Here is a 25,055-nt window from a genome sequence, read left to right on the forward strand (position 1 = left end):
TATGATTGTCGGCGCTAAATTTGTTGGGTAGCTTTTCAACCGCCGATTGACCTTAATTCTGGCACAAAAATCCGCATTGCGCCTAAATGCACCGCCAGCCCGCTGAAATCACGGCAAAATCATTGACGGAAACTGGTCGGATCTTTCAAACTGGCGCGATCGGGAATATTGAGGAATCGACTATGAGCCAGGCACTGCACAACCTGCTTAACTTACTAAATCTGGAAAAACTCGAAGAGGGTCTGTTCCGCGGCCAAAGTGAAGACCTCGGTCTACGCCAGGTGTTTGGCGGTCAGGTCGTCGGACAGGCGCTGTATGCGGCAAAACAAACCGTGCCAGAAGAACGCATCATCCACTCGTTCCACAGCTACTTCCTGCGCCCCGGTGACAGCCAGAAAGCCATCATCTATGACGTTGAAACCCTGCGTGACGGCAAAAGCTTCAGTGCGCGCCGTGTCAGCGCGGTGCAGAATGGCCACCCGATTTTCTACATGACCGCCTCATTCCAGGCACCAGAGCAGGGATTTGAGCATCAAAACACCATGCCGCAAGTGCCCGGACCGGATAACTTACCTTCTGAGCAAGATCTGGCGCAAAAACTTGCCGCACATTTGCCGCTTAAACTCAAAGAGAAGTTTCTTGCTGAGCGCCCACTGGATATTCGTCCGGTGCAAATTCACAATCCGTTAAAAGGCCGGGTCGATGAGCCGCTGCGTCAGGTGTGGGTTCGTGCCAATGGTCAGATGCCGAGTGATCAACGCATTCACCAATATGTGCTGGGTTATGCTTCCGATCTCAACTTCCTGCCGGTGGCGCTGCAACCGCATGGCAAAGGCTTCCTGGAACCGGATATGCAAGTGGCGACCATAGACCACTCTATGTGGTTCCATCGCCCCTTCGACCTCTCAGAATGGCTGCTGTACAGCGTGGTGAGCACCTCCGCATCCGGTGCGCGCGGTTTTGTGCGAGGGGAGTTCTATACGCAGGATGGCACCCTCGTCGCTACCACGGTGCAAGAGGGCGTGATGCGCCAACGTGAGGCATAAAAAAGGGGCGATATTATCGCCCCTTATGCTTTTTATTGTTTTAGCGCACTGCTCTTCAGCAGCCCGGCACTTACTGGTTGTAAGCGTTTTCGCCGTGGCTGTTCACATCCAGACCTTCACGTTCCTGATCTTCTGGAACACGCAGGCCAACAATCATATCTGCCAGTTTGAAGCCGATGAAGGCAACCACACCAGACCAGACGATGGTCACGCCGCAGCTGAACAGCTGTACCCAAACCTGATGGCCCATGGTCACGCCTTCAGCGTAGCCCACACCACCCAGTGAAGAGGAGGCGAACACACCGGTCAGGATACAACCCAGGATACCGCACACACCGTGTACACCGAACACATCGCATGGGTCATCCACACGCAGCCATTTTTTCAGGGTAGTTACGCCCCAGATACCTGCCAGGCCACCGGCCAGACCGATAATCAGCGCGCCGCCAACACCGACATAACCACAAGCTGGGGTGATAGCAACCAGACCCGCGATGAAACCAGAACACGCACCCAGCAGAGAAGGCTTGCCACGCATTGCCCACTCACCGAACACCCATGACAGCACCGCACCTGCAGTCGCTACAACGGTATTCAGGAAGGCCAGTGCAGCAATTTCGTTCGCTGAAGAGGCTGAACCGGCGTTGAAACCAAACCAGCCAACATACAGAATCGCTGTACCGGTGAAGACCATTGGCAGGTTGTGTGGTTTGAAGGCTTCTTTACCAAAGCCAGCACGTTTGCCCACCAGGTAAGCACCCACCAGACCGGCTACCGCGGCGTTGATGTGTACAACGGTACCGCCTGCGAAGTCCAGCGCACCATCTTGAGCCAGCAGACCGCCTGCCCAGACCATGTGTGCGATTGGCAGATAAGAGAGCGTCAGCCATACCACCACGAAAATCAGTACCGCAGAGAAGCGAATACGTTCTGCCAGTGCACCCACAATCAGGCCCACGGTAATACAGGCGAATGAAGCCTGGAACGCAACGTGGATATACTGATAGAAGCTACCCATCACCGCTTTCAGCTCGATATTTTTCAACATCGCCCACTGGAAGTTACCGAAGAAGGCGTTGCCTTCGCTGAAGGCCAGCGAATAACCGTAAATTACCCAGAGTACGCACACCAGTGAGAAAGTCACTGCGACCTGAGTCAGCATTGAAAGTACGTTCTTACCGCGAATTAAACCGCCGTAGAACAGGGCAATGCCCGGAATCGACATGAACAGCACCAGTGCGGTACAGATCATCATAAAGGCGTTATCCGCTTTGTCCGCAACGGCAGGTGCTGCCGCCATGGCCAGAGACGGTAACAGTGCCAGGCTGGTGAGGCCTAACTTAGTCATCAGTTTATTCATTTCTTTCCATCCCATCACAATTCAGAGCCCCAGTTACAGTGCTGCTTCGTCGGTCTCGCCGGTGCGAATACGAATAACGCGCTGCAGTTCTGCGACGAAGATTTTGCCGTCGCCAATTTTGCCGGTGTAAGCGGCTTTGCTGATGACATCCACCACTTCATCGAGTTGATCGTCCGCAATCGCGATATCAATTTTTACTTTTGGCAGGAAGTTCACGCTGTACTCGGCACCGCGGTAAAGCTCTGCGTGACCTTTCTGGCGACCAAAACCCTTCACTTCGGTAACAGTCAATCCCTGAATGCCAATGGAGGATAAGGCTTCACGCACGTCCTCCAGCTTAAATGGTTTGATTACCACGGTAACCAGCTTCATACGTTCCCCTCCGGATAATAAATTGAGTGAGTCTCGCGGACACGCAGAGATATAAGCAAACGCTGTGCCATAAATGAAAAAAGTGCGGAAGTCAGTGGCATAGAGGCGCTGGATAGCGCTTCGTTATGTGATGGGTAGCTCAATCTGGAGGATGGGGTTAAGAAAGGTGTTGCAATATTGCACTCCTTTGGTGCTTTCAGCCTCAAAGGAGTGCATCAATACAGAACAATCTGATAAATCTGCGCAAAAAAGGTGCAAATCACCCTTCAGCTTGTACGGGGATGCTCGCCGCGAGTTCATCACCCGCTTGTTGCAATTGATACATCTGCCAATAACGACCTTGTTGTGCCAGCAATTGCGCATGCGTACCGCGCTCGGCAACCTGGCCGCGATGCAGCACCAGGATTTGATCCGCTTCGGTAATGGTGGAGAGACGGTGCGCAATCACCACCAGCGTGCTGTGTTGACGCAGTGCACGCAAAGCATGCTGAATCGCCTGCTCGGTACCGGAATCAATGTTGGCGGTGGCTTCATCCAGAATCAAAATCTGTGGCAACGACACCAGCACGCGCGCCAGCGCCAGCAACTGTTTCTGTCCCACCGACAAATTATTGCCCTGCTCCCCTAAGCGCGTGTGAATGCCCTCTGACATTGCACGTGCTAAAGGGGCAAGCTGCACGGTTTCCAGCGCCTGCCACACCTGCTCTTCAGGAATATCGCGTCCCAAACGTACATTCGCCAACAGCGTATCAGCCAGAACCACCGGATCCTGTTGCACCATAGCGATACTTTGCCGCAGTGCCTCATGGGAGAGTTGCGGTAATGGGCGGCCATCCAGCTCAATACTGCCGCGCGTTACCGGGTAGTAGCCCATTAACAGATTCGCCAGGGTACTCTTACCGCTACCGGTATGCCCGACCAGGGCGATAAAGCCCCGCGCCGGTACGTCCAGATTAATATGGCTCAGCACATCGCGGTCATCACGGTAGGCAAAGCTGACATCGTGCAGCTTGATACGGCCTGAGGCCAGCGGCTGGTTATCGGCACCGTAACCTTGTTGTGCGGCATCCATCAGCTCAAAAATACGTTCACCGGACACCACCGCCTGCTGCAGCATCGACTGCTGCGTCGTCAGCTCGATCAGAGGTTCATTCAGGCGGCCAAGATAAGTAATAAAGGCGTAAAGCACCCCAACTTCAAACACGCCCGGCGTGGCAAAGCTAAACAGCATCAGCAACCCACACAGGATCATCGCTGAAAACAGGCTCAGCAGCGGACGCAGCAGGAAGCCATCCAGACGCAGCGTTTCCATGCGCGCCAGATAGTGCGAGCGGCTCGCCTCCCCCATGCGCTCGCCGAAGCGCGCCTGCTGGCGGAACTGCTGGATCACACTCATGCCGTTGATCACTTCATTGAAGCCGTTGTTGATGTCGGCGAGATAACTGCGCACCCGGCGCGCGATCGGCGTACTGTAGCGCTGGTAGATCAGCATCACCGTTAACACCAGCGGGAAGATCACGATCGCTACCAACGCCATGCGCCAGTCGAGTGAGAACATCGCCACCAGCATTGCACCAATTAACGCGGCACTGCGTAAAACAGTTGCCACCACCGTGACGTAGAGATCTTTGATCACTTCGGTATCGTTGGTGACGCGGGAAATGATTTGCCCCACTGGTTGGGTATCAAAGGCGCTTAAGGGCTGACGCAGTGCAGCGTTCATCACATCGACGCGCAGTTGTTGCACCACGCCAATCGCGGCACGGTTAAACAGCAGCGCCTGAAAATAGTGTAAGCCCGCCGCCAGCAGTTGCAGCAACACAAAGCACACCAACAAGCCAATGGCGATGGCCCACGGCATCTGATGTTTCGCCACCAGATTATCAATGAAATAACTCACCAATACCGGGCCGGTGACTTCGGCGGCAGCGGCAATCCACAGCATGCCGACCGCTAACCACAGGGATTTTCGCCAGGGTTTGCCGTAAGCCAACAGGCGTTTGAGCGTTGGCCACAAACGAGGTGATTTAGCCATGATTTGATCCCTCCGCCACATCGTCCTCATCCAGTGCCGCTTCCAGTTGCTGATAGCGGTACATATCGCGATACCAGCCCTCTTTGCTCACCAGGCTGTCGTGATCGCCACGCTGTGCAACAGCGCCCTGCTGCAGCACCAGAATCTCACTGGCTTCGGTCAGTGCCGACAAACGGTGCGCACTGATAATCAACGTGCGGCCTTTGCCCCACTGCCGTAGGTTATGCAAGATTTCATGCTCGGTGCGGCCATCAACGGCAGAGAGTGCATCGTCCAGAATCAGGATCTCGGCATTCAGCAGCAGCGCGCGCGCAATCGCAATACGCTGTTTTTGGCCGCCGGAGAGCATCACTCCGCGCTCACCGACTTCGGTGTCGTAACCTTGTGGCAGGCGCAGAATGTCATCATGCACACAGGCCATCTGCGCCACGTACTCGATCTCTTGCTGGGTGGCATTAGGTCGGCCCAGTGCCAAATTGTTCGCCACCGTATCGGAGAACAGAAACGGTGTCTGGCTCACTACCGCTAATTTGCTACGCCAGCTGTCGAGCCGTAGCTGGTTCAGTGGCAGGTTGTGATAGCGAATATCGCCCTGGTCGATATCAAAGTGGCGCTGAATCAGGCTCAGCAGCGTACTTTTACCGCAGCCGGTTGGGCCACACAGCCCTAACATTTGTCCCGGCTTCAGTTGGAAATTGAGGTGGCTAAGCACCGCGCCAGAACTGGCGGGATAGCGAAACTCACGAATGGCGACCTGCATCACACCCGGTTCAGCGGGCAAGACTTTTTGCCCGTCTTCCACCGCTGGGGCTTCCGCCAGCAGTGCGCGGATACGACTCCACGCGGCGCTCCCGCGCTCGACAATATTGATCATCCACGCCAGCGCCAGCATCGGCCAAATCATCAGCCCCAGATACATCACAAAACTGGTGAGCTGGCCCAGCGTCAGGCTGCCATGCCACACCATCCATCCACCGCCCGCGATAGCCAGCAGATTAGAGAAGCCCACCGCGATATAGATGATCGGATCAAAGCGCGCATCAACACGCGCCACATGCAGATTTTTCTTGCCGGTGTCGCTGGCAATATCAGCAAACTGCTGCGACTGATGATCTTCCAGACCAAAGGCTTTGATCATGCGAATGCTGGTGAGGCTTTCCTGAGTTTGATCGTTGAGGCTGGAGAAGGCTGCCTGCGCGACTTTAAAACGCTGATGCAGGCGCGATCCATCTTTCTGGATCGCTATCGCCATAATCGGCATCGGGATCAGCGCCAGCAGCGTCAGCTCCCAGCTGATCTGCGTGCTCATCACCGCCAGCACCACCAGCCCCATCACCAGCGAATCCACTAGCGTCAACACGCCCTCGCCTGCCGCGAATACCACGCGGTCAACATCGTTAGTGGCACGAGCAATCAGATCGCCGGTACGGTGGCGCAAATAGAAGGCTGGATGCTGGCGACTTAACTGGCGATAGAAGTCTTCGCGCAGTTCTACTGCTAGTTGATAAGAAGCGCCGAACAGCAGCACGCGCCAGACATAGCGCAGCAGATAGACAATAACCGCAGTGGCCAGCATCACGCCGATCCACATGAAAATTTTACCGCTGCTTAAGGTATGTTGCGTCACGCCGTCAACAATCACCCCTACCACATGCGGTGGTAAGAGTTGCAGCAGTGCAATGACAATCAGCAAGCTGACGGCACCCAGATATCGCCGCCACTCGCGTAGAAAATACCAACTTAACTGGCTAAATAATCGCACAAGAAACTCTCTTTCTCTGCCCGATCAGGGCGCTACCGGCAAGGCGGTGGTATATTTTATCTCTTCCATGGCGAAGCTTGAGGTCACATCAATCAGGCCAGGTACGCCATTCACCAGACGTTTATAAAACGCATCATAGCTTTTCATATCAGCCACCTGGATGCGCAACAGGTAATCGTATTCTCCCGCCATACGGTAAAACGCCATGACCTCTGGCATTTGCTGAACCACGGCGACAAACTGATGAAACCATTCGCTGCTGTGCTGCTGCGTCTTCACAAACATAAACGCGGTGAGTGACAGCCCAATTTTTTCGCCGTCGAGCAATGCCACGCGCGCACGAATAATGCCATCATCTTCCAGCTTTTTCAGGCGTTTCCAGCACGGCGTAGTGGTGAGATTCACGGCATCTGCCAGCGACTGCAGCGATAACGTACAATCCTGTTGCAACATCGCCAGCAGTGTACGGTCAGTTTTATCTAGCATTCGGCGCTCCGGGAGAAAATTTTTCTCTTATCGAGCCATTATAACCCGATTAAAGCAACCTAATTTTCCTGCCTGTGCCTTACACTGTGCACAATAATTATTCTGGATAATGTCACATGCAAACGCCTTGGGTTCGCCACGCCATCAATGAAATTAATGCCGATTTTCAACGCTCTGCGGATACTCATCTCATTCGCTTTACGCTGGAAGCGTATCCCGGCATTCGCTTCTATCTTAAAGATGAAAGTACTCATCCGAGTGGCAGCCTGAAACATCGCCTGGCACGCTCGCTGTTTTTGTATGGCCTGGCTAACGGCTGGATCAAGGAAAATACCCCGATCATTGAGGCTTCATCCGGCAGCACTGCGGTGTCAGAAGCCTATTTCGCCCGCCTGTTGGGCTTGCCGTTTATCGCCGTGATGCCCGCCAGCACCGCTAAGCGCAAAATTGAGCTGATCCGCTTTTACGGCGGTGAATGCCATTTCGTGGCCGATCCTTGCCAGTTGTATAGCGAGTCAGAACGTCTGGCGCGAGAGCTGAACGGCCACTTTATGGATCAGTTCACCTATGCGGAACGCGCTACAGACTGGCGCGGTAACAATAACATCGCAGAAAGTATCTTTCGCCAGATGGCGCATGAGCCCCACCCCGTTCCGCATACGGTGATCATGAGCGCGGGCACTGGCGGCACCTCCGCAACGCTGGGCCGTTACATCCGTTATCAGGGCCACGATACGCGTCTGCTGGTGGTTGATCCTGAACACTCGGTATTTTTTGACTACTGGCACAGTCGTGACAGCGCTCTACGCAGCGACCGCGGTAGCCTGATTGAGGGCATAGGTCGCCCGCGTGTGGAACCCTCATTTTTACCCGATGTGATCGACGAGATGATAAAAGTGCCCGATGGCGCAACGGTGGCGGCAATGCTGCAACTGGAGAAAATTCTGGGGCGTCGCCCTGGCGCCTCTACAGGCACCAATTTCTGGGGCATGCTGCAGGTCGCGCAACATATGCGGGATAAGGGCCAACAGGGTTCACTGGTGACACTGCTGTGTGACAGCGGCGAGCGCTATCCGGATACCTATTACAACCCAGAGTGGGTGGCACAAAACGTGGGCGACATTCAACCGTGGCTGCGTGAAATATCCCCTAAATAATTCGGATTTCAGAAAGGCGGCAAACGAGAGCATCCCGATGAGCTTACTGAAGTAAGTGATTCGGGTAAACGAGTGAAGCCAACGCATCTGCAATTCGAAGTATGACGGGGATAATAAAAAACCGGACATCCTGTCCGGTTCACTGTAAACCTCAGCATTCGGGGGAATAATCGAGGTGTGGTGTGGTCATCCAGTGATTTAAGTAGTGAGACACCGCCTGTGTCTCGCAATGTCCAATAATCGGTAAATGGGGCAATGATGTTTTGAGCTGATTCATGGCATTGCCCATAATGAATCCTTTACCCACTCGTTCCAGCATTTCACGATCGTTCATGGCATCACCAAACGCCATGCAATCCGCCATCGACAGCGATAAATGCTGGCACAAGTGAGCCAGCGCGGCACCTTTGTGGCAATCCAGCGGCAGCACTTCGAGGCAATCCCACGCCGAGAAACAGATATTCGCGCGCTCGCCCAGCGCATCCTGCAATTCCACTTTTAGCGCCAGCAGTTCCTCATGCGGTGCGATAAAGCAAACTTTGGTGACTTCATGCGCCGACATCTGGCGTAAATCACGCAGTTGATAGTGGAAGCCACTCATCACGTGCGCAGCTCTCACAGAAGGTAACGGCTTATCGGTAAACCAGCCCTCATCGTTAAAGATGTGAATTGAGGCAGGCGTTTGCCAGTGGGTGTGAATCACCTCTTCTGCCAACGATGGCGGCAGATCGCAGCCAAATAATTGTTGCCCATCCAGATCGTGAATACGTGTACCGTTGCCGCTGATTAGCCAGGCGGGCAAGGTGATTTGTTCACGCACAACCTGCACATCCATCAAATGACGGCCAGTAGCAAAAGCAATGGTGACATCACGCTGATGCAGGGTATGCAGGGTGTCGATCGTTTCTTTACCTAACCGGTGCGTTGGCAGCAACAACGTGCCATCCATATCAAATGCTGCGAGGCGGGCCATGCGGATTCTCCAGTCTGAATAAGGGTTCCACTATCGCCTGGTAATTACGGAACTAATAGTGAATACTTTTAGAAAACTGTTCCGGGTTTACTGATGCGCGAACTTCATCGGGTTAATCAATTCCAGCGTCTGTGGCAATTGAGCCAAGGCGAACCACAGCGGCTCAGTGTGACTGCGATGGCACAACACTGCTTTTGCAGCGAGCGCCATGTGCGCACCCTGCTGCGCCAGTGGCAAGATGCGGGCTGGTTACGCTGGCAGGGCGAGGCGGGACGCGGCAAACAGGGCAAGCTGTCATTTCTGGTCTCGCCAGAACAGCTGCGTCAGCAACTGTTAGCCCAGCAGCTCGAAGCAGGGGAAGCGGTACAGGCCCTGCAGGTACTGGATCTTCACCCTGAACGGCTGGTCAAAATGCTGCGTCCTCTGATGGGCGGACAATGGCAAAACCAGGCGCCGGTGCTGCGTATTCCCTACTATCGTGCCATGGAGCCACTGCGCCCACTCAGCCTGACTGGGCGGGCCGAGCAACATCTTCTGCGGCAAATTTTTTCAGGGCTTACCCGTTTTGCAGGTAACGATGTTGAAGGCGATCTCGCTCATCACTGGCAGCACGACGACAGCGGGCGCGATTGGTATTTCTGGCTGCGTCCACAACTCAGCTGGCATAACGATGAACCGATCCATGCAGCTCAACTCGCCACACAATTGCAGCAGATCAGGCAAACGGAGGTGGGTCGCCGCTTGCTGGCCTCCATCGAGCATATCGAGGCACCGCATCCATTAGCACTGCGTATTCAGTTGCACCAGAGCGACTACTGGCTACCACAACGGTTAGCACATCAATTCTGCCTGCTCCCACATCCCGACGCAGTGGATGTGGGGAGCGGCCCCTGGAAACTGACGCATTTCACTGACGATCTGGTGCGGCTGGAGAGCCACGCGCGCTGGCATCTGCAGCGCCCTCTGATTCAGGTGGTGGAATACTGGATCACCCCGCAGCTGTTTGCGCACGGCCTGGGTACCAGCTGCCGTCATCCGGTGCAGATTGCGATTGGCGATCCCGACGAACTGGATGCACTGCGTCCTGTCGATCGCAGCATTAGCCTTGGCTTCTGTTATCTGGCACCACGCATCTCCGCTCACTTAAGTGCTGCCCAGGCCAAAGCGCTGATTGCCTTAATCCAGATCAGCGGTGTGATTCAACAACTTCCTCTGGATGAAGGGTTGATCACCCCCAGCCACGAGTTATTGCCTGGCTGGCCCGTGCCATTAGAAGAGGCGAGCCACGTCGCACTACCGGAAAAACTGACGCTGCATTACCATCTCCCCATTGAGTTACATGTGATGGCTCAAGCGCTGGTCCCGCTCCTGGCGCAACAGGGATGCACTCTGACCTGCGTTTTTCATGATGTTAAAAGCTGGCATGACGATATTGATCTCAGCGAGGCGGATGTGGTGATGGGGGACCGTTTGATCGGCGATGCGCCGCTGTTCACTTTAGTGAACTGGTTAGAGAACGATCCGGTCTGGCTTCCGCTGCGCGCAACGGTATTGCAGGCCCCCCTCAGCGCTATCGCCCATGAGCCGAGTCCAGAAGCACGCGCAGCGCTGACCCATCAACTTTTTCAACAGCTAATGCGAGGTGGACATCTTCTGCCGCTGTTTAACTACCGCTATCAGGTATTTGCACCGCCAGGCGTAGAGGGTATTCAACTCAATACGCTGGGCTGGTTTGATTTCACCCGCGCCTGGATTCCACCTCCCGCGACAGCCAGTACTGTTCAGCCTGCGCCTGAGCCAGTACCATAGACGCACTGATTTTTGGGGAAAATAAAATGAAACGAGCCGTAGTCGTATTCAGTGGCGGACAAGACTCCACCACCTGTTTGATTCAGGCACTGCAACAGTACGATGAAGTGCACTGTGTCACCTTCGATTATGGCCAACGCCATCGCGAAGAGATTGAAGTCGCGGCAGAACTCGCGCACAAGCTGGGCGCCCGCGCGCACAAAGTTCTGGATGTTACCTTACTCAACGAGCTGGCGGTGAGCAGCCTGACGCGTGATAACATCCCGGTGCCCACTTACGATCCTAACGCCAGCGGTTTGCCGAGCACCTTCGTGCCGGGCCGCAATATTCTGTTCCTGACCCTGGCGTCGATTTATGCCTATCAGGTCGAAGCGGAAGCCGTCATCACCGGCGTGTGTGAAACGGATTTTTCTGGCTATCCTGATTGCCGTGATGAATTTGTCAAAGCGCTGAACAATGCGGTGAGCCTCGGTATGGCGCGTAATATTCGCTTTGAAACCCCGCTGATGTGGTTGAACAAGGCGGAGACCTGGGCGTTAGCGGATTACTGGCAGCAGCTGCCGTTGGTGCGCGCAGAAACCCTGACCTGCTACAATGGGGTAAAGGGCGATGGCTGTGGCGAATGCGCCGCCTGTCATTTACGCGCCCGTGGTTTAGCCGATTATCAGGCGAATGCTTCCGCAGTGATGGCGGCGATGAAGCAGAAGAGCGGATTACGTTAAGAGATCGGTGCCCGAATTATCCTGGTGCGCATCAATTCAATGCGTACCCTAAGGATGGTGGGGCGCCAAGGCTCCAGACAGTGTGCCCTTTTTGACAACTCGCACCCAGACGGCGTTACCACCAGCCACTTAACTGACCAGCATCAGCGCCGCCAGCCGATCACGCAACTCGCCTTCCATCGGCACCGCTTTCTGCGTGCGTAAATCGATGCAGACAAAGGTCAGCGCCGCGTCAGCCACCACCGAGTTATCGCTGGCTAGCAGCACACGCTGAGAAATGATGCCGCTTTTCCCGTTCAGTTGTGACACTTCACTTTCAATATTGAGTACATCGCCCAAAACCGCTGGGCGACGATAGTTGATGTTGATATTTACCACCACAAACGCCAGTTTCTGCTCCATCAGCCAGTGAAAAGCATCAACATCTTCCAGCCACTGCCAACGCGCCTCTTCAAGAAACTCCAGATAACGCGCGTTGTTCACATGCTGGTATACGTCGAGATGATAGCCGCGCACTTTAATTGTGGTTTGCATTATTGCTCCTGTTCAGGCTGAGAATGACAACTGGTATGACCTGTTGAGCATAGCACAGCCTGAAGCAGGGTCTTATCAATCCTTCAGAGTCGCGAGCCGCCTCACAATTTCAACCGACTGACATTACGCTCGACCAACGCGTTGCCAATGCCGGGTATCTCTTTGAGTTGCTCAATGGAGGTAAAGGGACCGTACTGCTCACGGTAATCGACGATGGCCTGTGCCTTCTTCAGGCCGATGCCATTCATGCCAGCAGCAAGCTGTTCAGCTGTGGCTTGATTGATGCTGATCTGCCCTTCTTTCGGCGTGGAGACCTGGGTCGCTTGCGTCTCACTGGGGCTTTCCGCCGCCGCTAATCCGCCGGTATAGAGCGCGCCACCGAGTGCCAGCGTGACACATAAAGCGCGAAAAGTTGATTTTACCATGCTGTGTTTCTCCTTGTGTTTGACAGCCACAGCAGAGTGTCACAGCGAGCATTTACGCTCAAAAGGGCAATATCAGAAATGGAAAAGGCCGCAGAAGCGGCCTTTGTGTTATTGCAGTAGATTCACTTTTTTTGTGAGGCTTACTGGTTTTGTGCAGCGGCGCCGTACTTAATCTTGGCGTCTTTGCGCAGGTTTTCCAGCAACGCTTCGAACGCAATCTGTGCGTTATTCTGCGTCACGCCCTGCACCATCTGATCGATCTGCGGCTGCGGCATGTTACCCGGGCTGACTTTATCCAGCGCAACCAGCACCACGTTGCCTTGCATATCTTCGCTCACGCCCCAGGACGGTTTGTTGTCTGCGGGTTGTGGCAAATCAAAGGCTGACTGTGCAACAGGATCCTGGGCATTACGGTCAAAGGTTTTGCTGGCGCTCAGGGTCAAACCTGCCGCTTTCAGCGCATCTTCTTTACCGGCTTTCAGATCAACCAACAGTTTGTCGGCCTGTGCTTTTGCCTGCTGGGTGGCTTTGTCATGCTTCAGCGAGTCGGTAATCTGCGCTTTCACCTGATCCAGTGGTTTCACCGCTTCAGGTTTGTGCTCGCTAAGGCGCAACACGAAGGCGCGATCGCCATCAACGCTGATGATGTCAGAGTTGTTACCCGGCGCACCGTTTTGTCCTACCAGACCACCATTGAAAATCGCCTGCTTAACCGGATCAAAATCGAGTTCAGCCGGTACGTTGTCTTTGGTGATCCAGCCGGTCTCCACCACTTTCAGACCGGAAGCCTGTGCTGCACCCGCCAAGGATTCGTTATCGTTGCTGGCCGCTTCACTGACTTTTTGCTGCATCTTGTAGAATGCATCAACCGCTTTTTCCTGCTTCACTTTATCAGCGACAGCATCATGGATTTCCGCCAGCGGTTTAACTTGTTCTGGCTGGATATCATCCAGACGCACCACCAGGAAACCGACCGAGGATTTGATCACGCCGGACAGTTGGCCCTTCTGCGTCAGATTGGCATTTTTCAGCTCATCTGGCGTCGTGCTCGGTTCCAGCCAACCCATATCACCGCCTTTACGCGCTGAGATCGGGTCAATCGATTTGCTTTTCGCCAGGGTCGCGAAGTCTTCACCCTTTTTCAGCGCTTCCAATACCGCGTTAGCATCAGCTTCAGTTTTGGTCTGAATTACGCTAAAGCGGTTGCGCTGCGGCTGGGAGTAATCGGCTTTATGCTGATCAAACCAGCTCTGGATCTCAGCATCGCTGACCGGTTCCTGCATGCTGGCTGCATCCATTTTGATGTAGCTGACGCGGAACTGTTCAGGCGCCATAAAGCTGTTCTGATGCTGCTGATAGTATTGATTGATTTCGTCATCGCTGACCGTCTGCTTCGCCGCCAACGCGTTAACATCAATCACCGCCTGGCGCACATCACGCTGCTGAGACACCAGATCAACTAATTTGCTGGTTTCGCCTTTCAGCATGAAATCGGTATTGGCCACGGCATTGATCAACTGCTGGGTCGCCAACTGCTTGCGCAGCGCTTCCGCATACTGATCGGCATTGAAGCCCATCTGGTTGATCAGGGCGTTGTATTTGGCGTTGTCAAACTTACCGTTGGTCTGGAAGGCTTTCTGATTGAAGATCGCCTGTTTGATTTGATCATCGCTAATGCCAATTTTCAGATCTTTGATGTATTGATCGAGCAGCGCCTGATCAATAAGCTGAGATAACGCCTGCTGGCGCATCTGCTGCATATAACCTTCATTGCTGGCCAGCTGCGAGAATTGATCGCCCAGCTGCTGCTGCTGACGGTTACGCTCGCTGTTATAAGCCTGTTCCAGTTCGGCACGGCTAATCTCATGACCGTTAACTTTGGCGGCATAGTCGCTGCCACCGCCGATCAGGTAGTTGCCCACCCCGGTCAGTACGAAAGACAGGATGATCAATCCCAGAATAATCTTGAGCACGACATGATTCGACGCCGCGCGTAAATTGTCCATCATGGTATGACAACACTCCGCTGTAGTGTGAATGTAAAGCTTTAACACGATGTCATCATCGTGCAACTGCTGTTCAGGCTGGCAGTTGGCAACCATGCGGAGACAACAGCCTCAGGCTATCGTCGCGCATCAAGAATAAAAAAGGCACATCAAAAATGATGTGCCCGTATGTTACATGAGAACGGCTTTTTCGTCCTCAATCCATAGAAGAAAATGCTTCAATGGATGTGTCAGCGGTCATTAATTGACTGAGTCTTTCAGTGCTTTACCTGCACGGAAGCCCGGAACTTTACCAGCCGGGATGGTGATCTCTTTACCCGTTTGTGGGTTACGGCCTGTACGAGCAGCACGCTCACGTACAGAGAAAGTACCGAAACCAACCAGTGCTACTTCATCCCCGCCTTTCAGCGCGTCAGAAACTGAGCCCATGAATGCATCTAACACACGTCCCGCTGCTGCTTTAGAAATGTCAGCGTCTGCAGCAATTTTGTCGATCAACTGTGACTTATTCACTCTATTCATCCCCTCTTTTATTATTCACATCGCACCCGCGCTTCCCGCCCGGTGCGAACGCGCAGCCAGTTATATCAAGCCTGTGGTGCTGAGACAACGGTATTCATCTTAATCGTTGATCCAGCAGCCACCTAAAGTAGCGGCACAAAAAAAAGCTGGCAAGCACCATTTGGCCTGCCAGCTTCGCTTTTTAACGGTTTTTGCCGTTAATCACTATTTTGCCGTCGCAACCTGCATGCCGTAAGGCGCATTTTCCAGTGCCAGGTTCAGCACCTCTTCAATACGCTTCACCGGATGGATGGTTAAATCCGCAATCACGTTCTGTGGAATCTCTTCCAGATCGCGCTTGTTTTCATCCGGGATCAGCACAGTTTTGATGCCGCCGCGATGCGCTGCCAACAGCTTCTCTTTCAGGCCACCAATCGGCAGTACCTGGCCACGCAAGGTGATTTCACCGGTCATCGCCACATCGGAGCGCACGGGGTTACCTGTCAGGCAGGAGACCAGCGCCGTACACATCGCGATACCCGCACTTGGGCCATCCTTCGGCGTCGCACCTTCCGGCACGTGCACGTGGATGTCACGTTTCTCATGGAAATCACCGTTGATACCGAGTTTATCCGCACGTGCGCGAACCACGGTCAGCGCCGCCTGGATAGACTCTTGCATCACTTCACCCAGTGAGCCGGTGTAAGTCAGCTTGCCTTTACCTGGCACACAGGCGGTTTCAATGGTCAGCAGATCGCCGCCCACTTCCGTCCATGCCAGGCCAGTCACCTGACCCACGCGGTTTTCACTGTCTGCGCGACCATAATCAAAGCGCTGCACGCCAAGGAAGTCCTTGAGGTTGTCGCCGTTGATTTTGATGCTTTTCTTGGATTTATCCATCAGCAGTGTTTTCACCGCTTTACGGCACAGCTTGGAGAGTTCACGTTCCAGGCTACGTACGCCCGCTTCACGGGTGTAATAGCGAATAATGCCGATGATGGCGCTATCGTCAACGCTGATCTCTTTCTCTTTCAGCGCATTACGCTCAATTTGCTTCGGCAGTAAATGCTGTTTGGCGATGTTCAGTTTTTCATCTTCGGTGTAACCAGAAAGACGAATCACTTCCATACGGTCCAGCAGCGGAGCCGGGATGTTCATGGAGTTTGAGGTCGCCACAAACATCACATCCGAAAGATCGTAATCCACTTCCAGATAGTGATCGTTGAACGCAATGTTCTGTTCTGGATCCAGCACTTCCAGCAGCGCTGAAGCCGGGTCACCACGCATGTCAGAGGACATCTTATCGATTTCATCCAACAGGAACAGCGGGTTCTTCACCCCGACTTTCGCCATTTTCTGGATCAGTTTGCCCGGCATAGAACCGATGTAAGTACGACGATGTCCACGAATTTCCGCTTCATCACGCACGCCACCCAGCGCCATACGCACATACTTACGACCGGTTGCTTTCGCAATCGACTGACCCAGAGAGGTTTTACCCACGCCTGGCGGTCCGACGAGGCACAAAATCGGCCCTTTGATTTTGCTGACGCGACTCTGAACCGCAAGATACTCAAGAATGCGATCTTTCACGCGTTCCAGACCGTAATGGTCGGTATCCAGCGTTTCTTGCGCTTTCAGCAGATCTTTTTTCACTTTGCTGCGCGCCACCCACGGCACCTGAACCATCCAGTCGATGTAGCCGCGCACCACCGTGGCTTCTGCAGACATCGGCGACATCATTTTCAGCTTTTGCAGTTCAGCTTCGGCTTTCTCGCGCGCTTCGGTCGGCATTTTTGCCGCATCAATTTTACGTTTCAGCGCTTCGTATTCATCCGGCGCATCATCCATTTCGCCCAGCTCTTTCTGAATGGCTTTCATTTGCTCATTCAGGTAGTACTCGCGCTGGCTTTTTTCCATCTGCTTTTTCACGCGGTTGCGAATGCGTTTCTCAACCTGCAGCAGATCGATTTCTGATTCCATCATCGCCATCAGATATTCCAGACGCTCATTCACGTCGGACATCTCCAGCACGGACTGTTTATCCGCCAGCTTCAGCGGCATATGCGCTGCTACGGTGTCGGCGAGACGCGCCGCATCGTCGATGCTGTTGAGTGAAGTCAGAACCTCAGGGGGAATTTTTTTATTGAGCTTGATGTAGCCTTCAAACTGATTGATCGCCGTGCGCACCAGCACTTCCTGCTCGCGCTCTTCGATTTCAGGCGAAATCAGGTATTCGGCTTGAGCAACAAAGTGGTCGCCATTATCAGCCAGTGTGGTGATATGTGCGCGTTGCAGGCCCTCAACCAGTACTTTAACCGTGCCATCAGGCAGCTTCAGCATCTGCAATACAGAAGCGACGGTCCCTACTGAGAAGAGATCGTTAATACCAGGTTCATCCGTTGAAGCCTCTTTCTGGGCAACCAGCATGATCTTCTTGTCATGATCCATCGCCGCTTCAAGGCAACGAATCGATTTTTCCCGACCAACGAACAACGGAATTACCATGTGCGGATAAACCACCACGTCGCGCAATGGCAACACGGGGATTTCAATGCGTTCAGAACGCTCAGGATTCATAGAGCTCTCTCTTAGTTTAATGTCCGCCAGGTGATGGGTACCGCGCAATAGAGGTTTTGCAGTTAAACCCACAGGATATTGAGTATATGGGGATGCTTGGTCGACATTCAATGTCACGGGTGAGAGAAAAACAAAAGGGGAAAACATTTTCCCCTTTTTAAGATAACCACATGGTGCAATTGCTTATTTATTCGCCAGAAGCCTGGGCTTCATGCTTACCGTAAATCAGCATCGGCTCAGATTGACCGTCAATCACTGACTCATCAATCACCACTTTTTCGACGTCTTCCATTGATGGCAAGTCGTACATGGTTTCCAGCAGTGCGCCTTCAACGATTGAACGCAGACCACGCGCACCGGTTTTACGTGACATCGCTTTCTTGGCGATAGCGGTCAACGCTTCGTCGCGGAACTCCAGCTCAACACCTTCCAGATTGAAAAGTGCCTGGTACTGTTTTGTCAGCGCATTCTTCGGTTCACGTAGGATCTGAATAAGGGCTTCTTCGCTCAGTTCGCTCAACGTCGCCACCACAGGCAGACGACCAATGAACTCAGGAATCAGACCGAATTTGATCAGATCTTCTGGCTCAACCTGCGACAGCAACTCGCCTTCGCTGGCTTTCTGTGACTTACCTTTAACCGTTGCGCCAAAACCAATGCCGGAGCCGGTTTCGACACGCTGGGAAATCACTTTGTCGAGACCTGCAAAAGCGCCACCGCAGATAAACAGGATTTTAGAGGTATCAACCTGCAGGAATTCCTGTTGCGGGTGTTTACGTCCACCTTGTGGTGGAACCGCCGCCACGGTGCCCTCGATCAGCTTCAGCAGTGCCTGCTGTACGCCTTCACCTGATACGTCACGGGTGATCGATGGGTTGTCTGACTTACGAGAAATCTTGTCAATCTCATCGATGTAGACAATACCGCGCTGTGCTTTCTGCACATCGTAATCGCACTTTTGCAGCAATTTCTGGATGATGTTCTCAACATCTTCCCCCACGTAACCGGCTTCGGTCAGTGTGGTGGCATCCGCCATGGTGAACGGCACATCCAGCAAACGTGCCAGCGTTTCAGCCAGCAAGGTTTTACCGCTACCGGTAGGACCAATCAGCAGAATGTTACTTTTGCCCAGCTCGATACCGTTGCTGGTGTCGCCATTGCGCAGACGTTTGTAGTGGTTGTACACCGCCACGGCCAGCACTTTTTTCGCCTTTTCCTGGCCGATAACATAATCGTCAAGATGATGGCGGATCTCATGCGGCGTTGGCAGCGCACTGCGTTCACGGTGCGGAGCGACTTCTTTAATCTCTTCGCGAATGATGTCATTACACAAATCAACACATTCGTCGCAAATATACACTGACGGCCCGGCAATCAGCTTACGGACTTCATGCTGGCTTTTGCCGCAGAAAGAGCAGTACAGCAACTTACCTGAACCGTCTTTGCGCTTATCTGTCATCAGCTAACCTCTTTTCGTTCTCAGACCCAATTTGGTGTACGGCATTGGCCGCACATCAACGGCCGATATTCATTCAACTCACCTGCCTGCCCCGTTAACTATAGCGTAAGGGCCAGGCAGATGTGTCTTATTGGCGATGCGTCAGGATGGAATCGACTAAGCCATACTCTACCGCTTCGCTGGCGGAGAGGAAACGATCGCGTTCAGTGTCGCGCTCGATCTGCTCCAGCGATTTGCCAGTGTGCTCAGCCATCAACTCATTCATACGCTGTTTCACTTTCAGAATTTCACGCGCATGGATTTCAATATCCGTCGCCTGGCCCTGATAGCCGCCCAGCGGCTGGTGAATCATGACGCGGGAATTAGGCAGACAGAAGCGTTTGCCCTTGGTACCTGCGGTCAACAGAAACGCACCCATCGAGCAAGCCTGACCCATACAGATGGTGCTGACGTCCGGCTTGATGAATTTCATGGTGTCATAAATCGACATCCCAGCAGTGATCACACCGCCAGGGGAGTTAATGTAGAGATAAATGTCTTTTTCAGGATTCTCAGCTTCCAGAAACAGCATCTGCGCCACGATCAGGTTGGCCATATGATCCTCAACCTGGCCGGTCAGGAAGATCACACGCTCTTTGAGTAGGCGGGAGTAGATGTCGTAAGAACGCTCGCCACGCGAGGTTTGTTCGACCACCATTGGCACCAGCGCCATGTGCGGTGCAGTAAATTCACGATCGCCACTGTATGACATTACCGTCTCCTGATAAATTTCATTGGCAACATTCTGTACCGATATTACGTGAGGCGCGTCAGAAAAACTATGCGCTGCCCCCTCACTCCGACATAACAGGACGGTTAATCAGCCAGTCTCACTGTTTTCATGCATGCTCCCTCTATCTGGGGATGCTGCCCAGTTGTTTCAAGCATAACAACCTTTTGCCCATTCGCTAATACGGAAAAAGAGCTTAGCGAACAATTTGCCGATTAATTAAGCAAATAGAGAACAAATCTGCTGGGTTTCCGCCAGAAAAGAAAAAGCCCGCGACTTTTCAGTCGCGGGCTTCGCACTTTCGGTTAACTAACGAATCAGGCCGCTGAGGTCTGGTTCATCAGTTCCTGGAAGTTGGTTGCTTTGTCGGTCACTTTGGCTTTCGCCAGTACCGCTTCAACAGCCTGCTCTTCCAGCGCAACGTTGCGCATGTTGTTCATCAGCTCGTTGTTCTTGCTGTAGAACTCGATCACTTCCTGCGGATCTTCGTATGCAGAAGCCATCTCTTCGATCAGCGCTTTAACGCGGTCTTCGTCAGCTTTCAGCTCGTTGATGCGAATCACTTCGCCCAACAGCAGGCCAACCACTACGCGGCGTTTTGCCTGCTCTTCGAACAGTTCACGTGGCAGTTCCAGTGCTTGTTTCTCGTTGCCACCAAAACGCTGTGCAGCCTGGCGACGCAGCACGTCGATTTCGCTGTCGATCAACGCAACAGGTACGTCGATGTTGTTCGCTTCAACCAGACCGTCGATAGCCTGAGACTTCACGCGGTTACGGATAGCGCCTTTCAGCTCACGATCCATATTCTTACGCACTTCTGCACGCAGACCGGCGACTGAACCATCTTCAACGCCAAAGCGCTTGATGAACTCTTCAGTCAGTTCTGGCAGCTCACGCGTTTCTACTTTCTTCAGCACGATTTCGAACTTAGCATCTTTCCCTTTCAGGGTTTCAGCGTGGTAATCGTCTGGGAATTTCACGTCGATAGTGAAGGTTTCGCCCGCTTTATGGCCAACAACACCTTCTTCGAAGCCAGGAATCATACGACCCTGACCCATCGCCAGTACGAAGTCAGACGCTTTGCCGCCTTCGAACTCTTCACCGTCTACAGAGCCGCTGAAATCGATGGTCGCGCGATCTTCAGCAGTGGCTGCTGCATCGCTCTCTTTCCAGGTCGCCTGCTGCTTCTGCAGGGTTTCCAGCATGGTATCAACGTCAGCGTCAGTTACTTCAACAACGGGTTTCTCAACTTCGATAGCATCCAGGCCTTTCAGCTCAACTTCTGGATACACTTCGAACTCTACCGCGTAGGTGAAATCTTCACCTTCTTTATACTCACCTGGCACGTAGTTTGGTGCGCCAGCTGGGTTGATTTTCTCTTTGATGATGGCGTCAACGAAGTTGCGCGTCATCAGCTCGCCCAGTACGTCCTGGCGAACAGAAGCACCGTAGCGCTGAGAAATGATGTTTGCTGGCACTTTGCCTTTGCGGAAACCGTCGATACGGACTTTCTTAGCCACTTCCACCAGTTCTTTCTTCACTGCGCTTTCGATGCTGTCAGCTGCAACAGTAATCGAAATGCGACGGCCCAGACCCTGAGTGGTTTCTACTGAAACTGTCATCTTGTTACCTCAAAAAATCACGTGCTCGGTCAACTTCAGACACCACACATTAGTAATGCGCCGTATCCAACAACCGGGACGGCCTCTGCAGGCAGAACCTAATCCCTGTTACCAGAAGCGTCCCGAAGACATTCCGGAAAAATAGACGCAGCATTATAGCGGCATCGCTGGAATGAGTCGAGGCTGCAAACTCACCACTTTTTAGCGGTTTTGCTGCTTTTTTGCGCCGCAGATCGCGTTTAGGGGTAATAGATGAAAAGAAAACGGCCCGCAGGCCGTTTTTGAGAGAGGAAATTCATGACTTATGCCAGGGTGCCCGCACCGCGACAATTAGGGGATGCCAGTACAGTATCTTGCAATCCATCCCACTCTTTTTGCGTGTAGGTATGCAATGCCAGCGCGTGCACGCTACCTGCTAACTCTTCCGTCAATTCACCATAAATGGCGCGGTGACGTTGCAGGAAACGCTGGCCGGTAAACAGGTCACTGACAATCACCACTTTAAAGTGACTTTCAGAACCGGCGGGCACGTTATGACGGTAGCTCTCATCATGCACTTCGAGATGTGCAGGTTCGAACGCCTTACGCAGCTTTTCTTCTATTTGTTCGCGAATCATTTTTAACACTCCTCAACGGCGAGCGCTGTGCCCCATCTGATTAAATATTAGTAGGTTTTTTACCCATTCCGCACAGGGGCAGGAAAAAAAGCTCGTTATGCTGCGCATCTTAACGGGCTCAGCAGGCAGGTCAACCAAGTTGATTCTCTGTCTGTCTGAAAAAAGCCTTTACAATCAATTTCCACTGGTACGGGGCTTTCATCGCCGTCACGCAATGCTATGATGACCGCAGTTTTGCAAACCAACCCATATGCTAACGAGAATGAGTATGTTGAAAAAACTGTTATTCCCTCTGCTGGCTGCTTTCATTTTGGCCGGCTGCGCCAGCAATAATACCACCTTAAATATCCAACCTAAGATCCAGTTACCACAGCAGGATCCCAGCCTGATGGGTGCCACCATCAGTGTAAACGGTGCCGACCAGCGTTCAGATCAGGCATTAGCCAAAGTGAACCGCGATGGTCAGTTGGTGACGCTGACGCCTTCGCGCGATCTGCGCTTCCTGCTGCAAGAAGTGCTGGAAAAGCAGATGACTGCGCGCGGTTATATGATTGGACCAAACGGTGCGGTCGACCTGCAGATTGTCGTCAATGGTCTGTACGCTGATGTGACACAAGGCAACGTGCGCTACAGCATCACCACCAAGGCTGATATCTCTATTATTGCTACCGCTAAAAACGGTAACAAGCAGGTGAAAAACTACCGTCAGACCTACAGCGTTGAAGGCGCATTTACCGCCACTAACGCGAAAATCACCAATGCGGTTAACTCAACACTGAGTGATGTCATTGCTGATATGGCGCAGGACACCAGCGTTCATAACTTCATTAAACAGAACGCCCGTTAATTCCTCAGCTATTTTGCCCGGTCACTCTGGCCGGGCTTCATTTCAGGTTGGTTATGACTTCTCACTATCTACGCATTTTCACCCAACGTAACGCTGCCGTTTTGCTGTTGCTGGGGTTTGCCTCTGGCCTGCCGCTGGCACTGACAGCCGGTACTTTGCAGGCGTGGATGACCGTAGAGAACGTCGATTTGAAAACCATCGGTTTCTTCTCCCTTGTCGGCCAGGCTTATGTCTTTAAGTTCTTGTGGTCGCCGATGATGGATCGCTATACCCCGCCGTTTCTTGGACGTCGCCGTGGCTGGCTTTTGCTGACGCAGGTGGCGCTGATCGCGGGCATCGTTGCGATGGGCTTTATGCAACCTTCGCGTGATCTTACTCTGCTGGCCGCCTTAGCGGTGCTGGTGGCATTTTGCTCCGCCTCACAGGACATTGTTTTTGATGCCTGGAAAACCGACGTGCTGCCTCCCGAAGAGCGTGGCAGCGGCGCAGCGATTACTGTTCTGGGCTATCGCCTGGCGATGTTGATTTCCGGTGGCCTGGCGCTATGGATGGCGGATCGCTATCTCGGCTGGCAAGCCACCTACTGGTTAATGGCACTCCTGATGCTGCCCGGTCTGATCGCGACTCTTCTGGCGAAAGAGCCAGAGGTCCCTGCGCGTGAGCCTCATTCACTGCGCCAGGCCGTGACCTTCCCACTAAAAGATTTCTTTCTGCGCAATAACGCCTGGCTGCTGATTACTTTAATCATCCTTTATAAGCTGGGTGATGCCTTTGCCGCGTCACTCACTACCACGTTCCTGATTCGCGGCGTCGGCTTTAGCGCGGGTGATGTCGGCTTGGTCAACAAAACCCTCGGCCTGCTGGCGACGATTGTCGGCGCGCTCTACGGCGGTGTACTGATGCAACGCCTGACGCTGTTCCGGGCGCTGATGATTTTCGGCATTCTACAAGCCGTCTCCAACTTTGCGTATTGGCTGCTGGCCGTCACGCCACCTCATTTATGGAGTATGGCGAGTGCGGTGTTTATCGAAAATCTGTGCGGTGGCATGGGCACGGCCGCCTTCGTGGCGCTATTAATGACGCTGTGCAACAAGTCCTTCTCCGCTACACAGTTCGCCTTACTCTCCGCACTTTCTGCGGTTGGCCGCGTCTACGTAGGCCCAGCCGCAGGCTGGCTGGTGGAATTATGGGGCTGGCCGACCTTCTATGCGTTCACCGTGTTTGCGGGTGTACCAGGCCTGCTGCTGCTGTGGGTCTGCCGTGGCACGTTACAAGCCATACAGCAAAACGGGGAATTTGTGATGCGCAGCCTCTGGCCGCAAGGCTATCGTTGGACAGTGCGCCTGTTCAGCGCGGGTTGTGGCTTACTGGTGCTCTGGCTGCTGGCTTTAGCGCTTAACGCCTCAGGTGTCTGGCATCTGGGAGAAGCCCTGACGCCGCTGTTTGAGGCAGGTATGGCTGTCGCGCTGGTTGCGGTAGCCTTGGGTGTCACACTGGATTGTCTGGCGTTGAGAAAAACGTCAGCACGCAATCTGAGTTAAGTGATCCTAATTTGCCAGCGCCTAAATATTTGGCTAAAAATTAACAACGAACTTATTTTAACGAATAGCATTTTTTTCATCGCGAAAAAGAAACATTAATTTAACAACCTCGGGAAATATTAAAATCCGGTGCGCAATTACTTTGTAGTAAACACGTCACCCAAATGATGCATAATTGTTAAATAAGTGGGCATAAAAAGTACGGTTTATGCTTTCCCTGATTTTTCTGCGGTTTCTGTCATCTGTTTTTGTTATATTGACGCCAACTGCTTGTCGCAGTTAATAATTTGTCACCCCCCGCAACATCTGTGACACCCTTAGCAAAAGGTGTCAACAGCCTTCTGACACATCCTTAAGCTGGTTTACACTGCATAAACCTTCCCGTAAAATGCGCGCACACTTAAACGACAATAGAGCCCTTTGTCATTGAGG

The 25,055-nt window shown here is 53.1% G+C and carries 21 protein-coding genes; 6 read left to right on the forward strand and 15 right to left on the reverse strand.

Annotated features, from left to right (window positions below; genetic code table 11):
* Positions 1-182 precede the first annotated feature (182 nt).
* The gene (gene tesB, locus ACPUC8_RS21170) at positions 183-1,046 is read left to right on the forward strand and encodes an acyl-CoA thioesterase II (RefSeq protein WP_039330082.1); all 864 of its coding nucleotides are present in this window, start codon (positions 183-185) and stop codon (positions 1,044-1,046) included.
* 70 nt (positions 1,047-1,116) lie between these two features.
* On the opposite strand, the gene amtB is transcribed toward tesB, so the two are convergent.
* From amtB to ACPUC8_RS21195, 5 genes are all read right to left on the reverse strand, one after another.
* The gene (amtB, locus tag ACPUC8_RS21175; protein WP_039330081.1) at positions 1,117-2,406 is read right to left on the reverse strand and encodes an ammonium transporter AmtB; all 1,290 of its coding nucleotides are present in this window, start codon (positions 2,404-2,406) and stop codon (positions 1,117-1,119) included.
* Between the two features lie 33 nt (positions 2,407-2,439).
* Positions 2,440-2,778 (reverse strand): P-II family nitrogen regulator, encoded by a 339-nt coding sequence (gene glnK, locus ACPUC8_RS21180; RefSeq protein ID WP_007886947.1) that lies wholly within the window; start codon positions 2,776-2,778, stop codon positions 2,440-2,442.
* A gap of 259 nt (positions 2,779-3,037) precedes the next feature.
* Positions 3,038-4,813, reverse strand: coding sequence for a SmdB family multidrug efflux ABC transporter permease/ATP-binding protein (locus tag ACPUC8_RS21185; protein ID WP_039330076.1), 1,776 nt, complete (start codon positions 4,811-4,813; stop codon positions 3,038-3,040).
* Positions 4,806-6,575, reverse strand: a complete 1,770-nt coding sequence (locus ACPUC8_RS21190; RefSeq protein WP_039330074.1) for a SmdA family multidrug ABC transporter permease/ATP-binding protein — start codon at positions 6,573-6,575, stop codon at positions 4,806-4,808. The genes ACPUC8_RS21185 and ACPUC8_RS21190 overlap by 8 nt, the downstream gene beginning before the upstream one ends.
* Positions 6,576-6,599: 24 nt before the next feature.
* Positions 6,600-7,061: an Lrp/AsnC family transcriptional regulator gene (locus ACPUC8_RS21195; RefSeq protein WP_039330073.1), complete on the reverse strand. Its 462-nt coding sequence runs from the start codon at positions 7,059-7,061 to the stop codon at positions 6,600-6,602.
* A gap of 116 nt (positions 7,062-7,177) precedes the next feature.
* On the opposite strand from ACPUC8_RS21195, the gene ACPUC8_RS21200 reads away from it, so the two are divergent.
* Positions 7,178-8,218, forward strand: a complete 1,041-nt coding sequence (locus ACPUC8_RS21200; RefSeq protein WP_494927264.1) for a PLP-dependent cysteine synthase family protein — start codon at positions 7,178-7,180, stop codon at positions 8,216-8,218.
* A gap of 151 nt (positions 8,219-8,369) precedes the next feature.
* Here the strand turns inward: ACPUC8_RS21200 and cof are convergent, their stop codons facing one another.
* Positions 8,370-9,191, reverse strand: a complete 822-nt coding sequence (cof, locus tag ACPUC8_RS21205; protein WP_039330071.1) for an HMP-PP phosphatase — start codon at positions 9,189-9,191, stop codon at positions 8,370-8,372.
* Between the two features lie 93 nt (positions 9,192-9,284).
* Here cof and ACPUC8_RS21210 point away from each other — a divergent pair, with 93 nt between their 5' ends.
* Both ACPUC8_RS21210 and queC read left to right on the forward strand, forming a co-directional pair.
* A complete protein-coding gene (locus tag ACPUC8_RS21210) occupies positions 9,285-11,000 on the forward strand; it encodes an SgrR family transcriptional regulator (RefSeq protein WP_058972248.1) in 1,716 nt (571 codons plus the stop codon).
* Positions 11,001-11,026: 26 nt separating this feature from the next.
* Positions 11,027-11,722: a 7-cyano-7-deazaguanine synthase QueC gene (gene queC, locus ACPUC8_RS21215; RefSeq protein ID WP_039330068.1), complete on the forward strand. Its 696-nt coding sequence runs from the start codon at positions 11,027-11,029 to the stop codon at positions 11,720-11,722.
* A 129-nt stretch (positions 11,723-11,851) separates the two neighbouring features.
* Here queC and ACPUC8_RS21220 read toward each other — a convergent pair whose 3' ends face one another.
* The 9 genes from ACPUC8_RS21220 to bolA form a co-directional block, all read right to left on the reverse strand.
* Positions 11,852-12,256 carry an acyl-CoA thioesterase gene (locus tag ACPUC8_RS21220; protein ID WP_039330066.1) on the reverse strand — a complete coding sequence of 135 codons (405 nt, stop codon included), beginning with the start codon at positions 12,254-12,256 and terminating at the stop codon, positions 11,852-11,854.
* A 101-nt stretch (positions 12,257-12,357) separates the two neighbouring features.
* On the reverse strand, positions 12,358-12,681 hold the full coding sequence (locus tag ACPUC8_RS21225; protein ID WP_039330065.1) for a ComEA family DNA-binding protein: 324 nt from the start codon (positions 12,679-12,681) through the stop codon (positions 12,358-12,360).
* 140 nt (positions 12,682-12,821) lie between these two features.
* Positions 12,822-14,690, reverse strand: a complete 1,869-nt coding sequence (gene ppiD, locus ACPUC8_RS21230; RefSeq protein WP_494927265.1) for a peptidylprolyl isomerase — start codon at positions 14,688-14,690, stop codon at positions 12,822-12,824.
* 237 nt (positions 14,691-14,927) lie between these two features.
* Complete coding sequence (hupB, locus tag ACPUC8_RS21235; RefSeq protein WP_034828113.1) at positions 14,928-15,200, reverse strand: nucleoid-associated protein HU-beta; 273 nt, start codon at positions 15,198-15,200, stop codon at positions 14,928-14,930.
* 213 nt (positions 15,201-15,413) lie between these two features.
* On the reverse strand, positions 15,414-17,768 hold the full coding sequence (lon, locus tag ACPUC8_RS21240; RefSeq protein WP_039330062.1) for an endopeptidase La: 2,355 nt from the start codon (positions 17,766-17,768) through the stop codon (positions 15,414-15,416).
* A 187-nt stretch (positions 17,769-17,955) separates the two neighbouring features.
* A complete protein-coding gene (gene clpX, locus ACPUC8_RS21245) occupies positions 17,956-19,227 on the reverse strand; it encodes an ATP-dependent protease ATP-binding subunit ClpX (protein ID WP_039330061.1) in 1,272 nt (423 codons plus the stop codon).
* A gap of 127 nt (positions 19,228-19,354) precedes the next feature.
* Positions 19,355-19,978, reverse strand: coding sequence for an ATP-dependent Clp endopeptidase proteolytic subunit ClpP (gene clpP / locus ACPUC8_RS21250; protein WP_013508134.1), 624 nt, complete (start codon positions 19,976-19,978; stop codon positions 19,355-19,357).
* A gap of 335 nt (positions 19,979-20,313) precedes the next feature.
* The gene (tig, locus tag ACPUC8_RS21255; protein ID WP_039330057.1) at positions 20,314-21,618 is read right to left on the reverse strand and encodes a trigger factor; all 1,305 of its coding nucleotides are present in this window, start codon (positions 21,616-21,618) and stop codon (positions 20,314-20,316) included.
* A 302-nt stretch (positions 21,619-21,920) separates the two neighbouring features.
* The gene (gene bolA, locus ACPUC8_RS21260) at positions 21,921-22,235 is read right to left on the reverse strand and encodes a transcriptional regulator BolA (protein WP_039330055.1); all 315 of its coding nucleotides are present in this window, start codon (positions 22,233-22,235) and stop codon (positions 21,921-21,923) included.
* Positions 22,236-22,503: 268 nt separating this feature from the next.
* On the opposite strand from bolA, the gene ACPUC8_RS21265 reads away from it, so the two are divergent.
* Together ACPUC8_RS21265 and ampG are read left to right on the forward strand one after the other, a co-directional pair.
* Positions 22,504-23,082: a lipoprotein gene (locus ACPUC8_RS21265; protein ID WP_039330053.1), complete on the forward strand. Its 579-nt coding sequence runs from the start codon at positions 22,504-22,506 to the stop codon at positions 23,080-23,082.
* Positions 23,083-23,135: 53 nt separating this feature from the next.
* Positions 23,136-24,623, forward strand: coding sequence for a muropeptide MFS transporter AmpG (gene ampG / locus ACPUC8_RS21270; RefSeq protein WP_039330051.1), 1,488 nt, complete (start codon positions 23,136-23,138; stop codon positions 24,621-24,623).
* Positions 24,624-25,055 lie beyond the last annotated feature (432 nt).

This window comes from Pantoea sp. CFCC18177 (assembly GCF_059412425.1).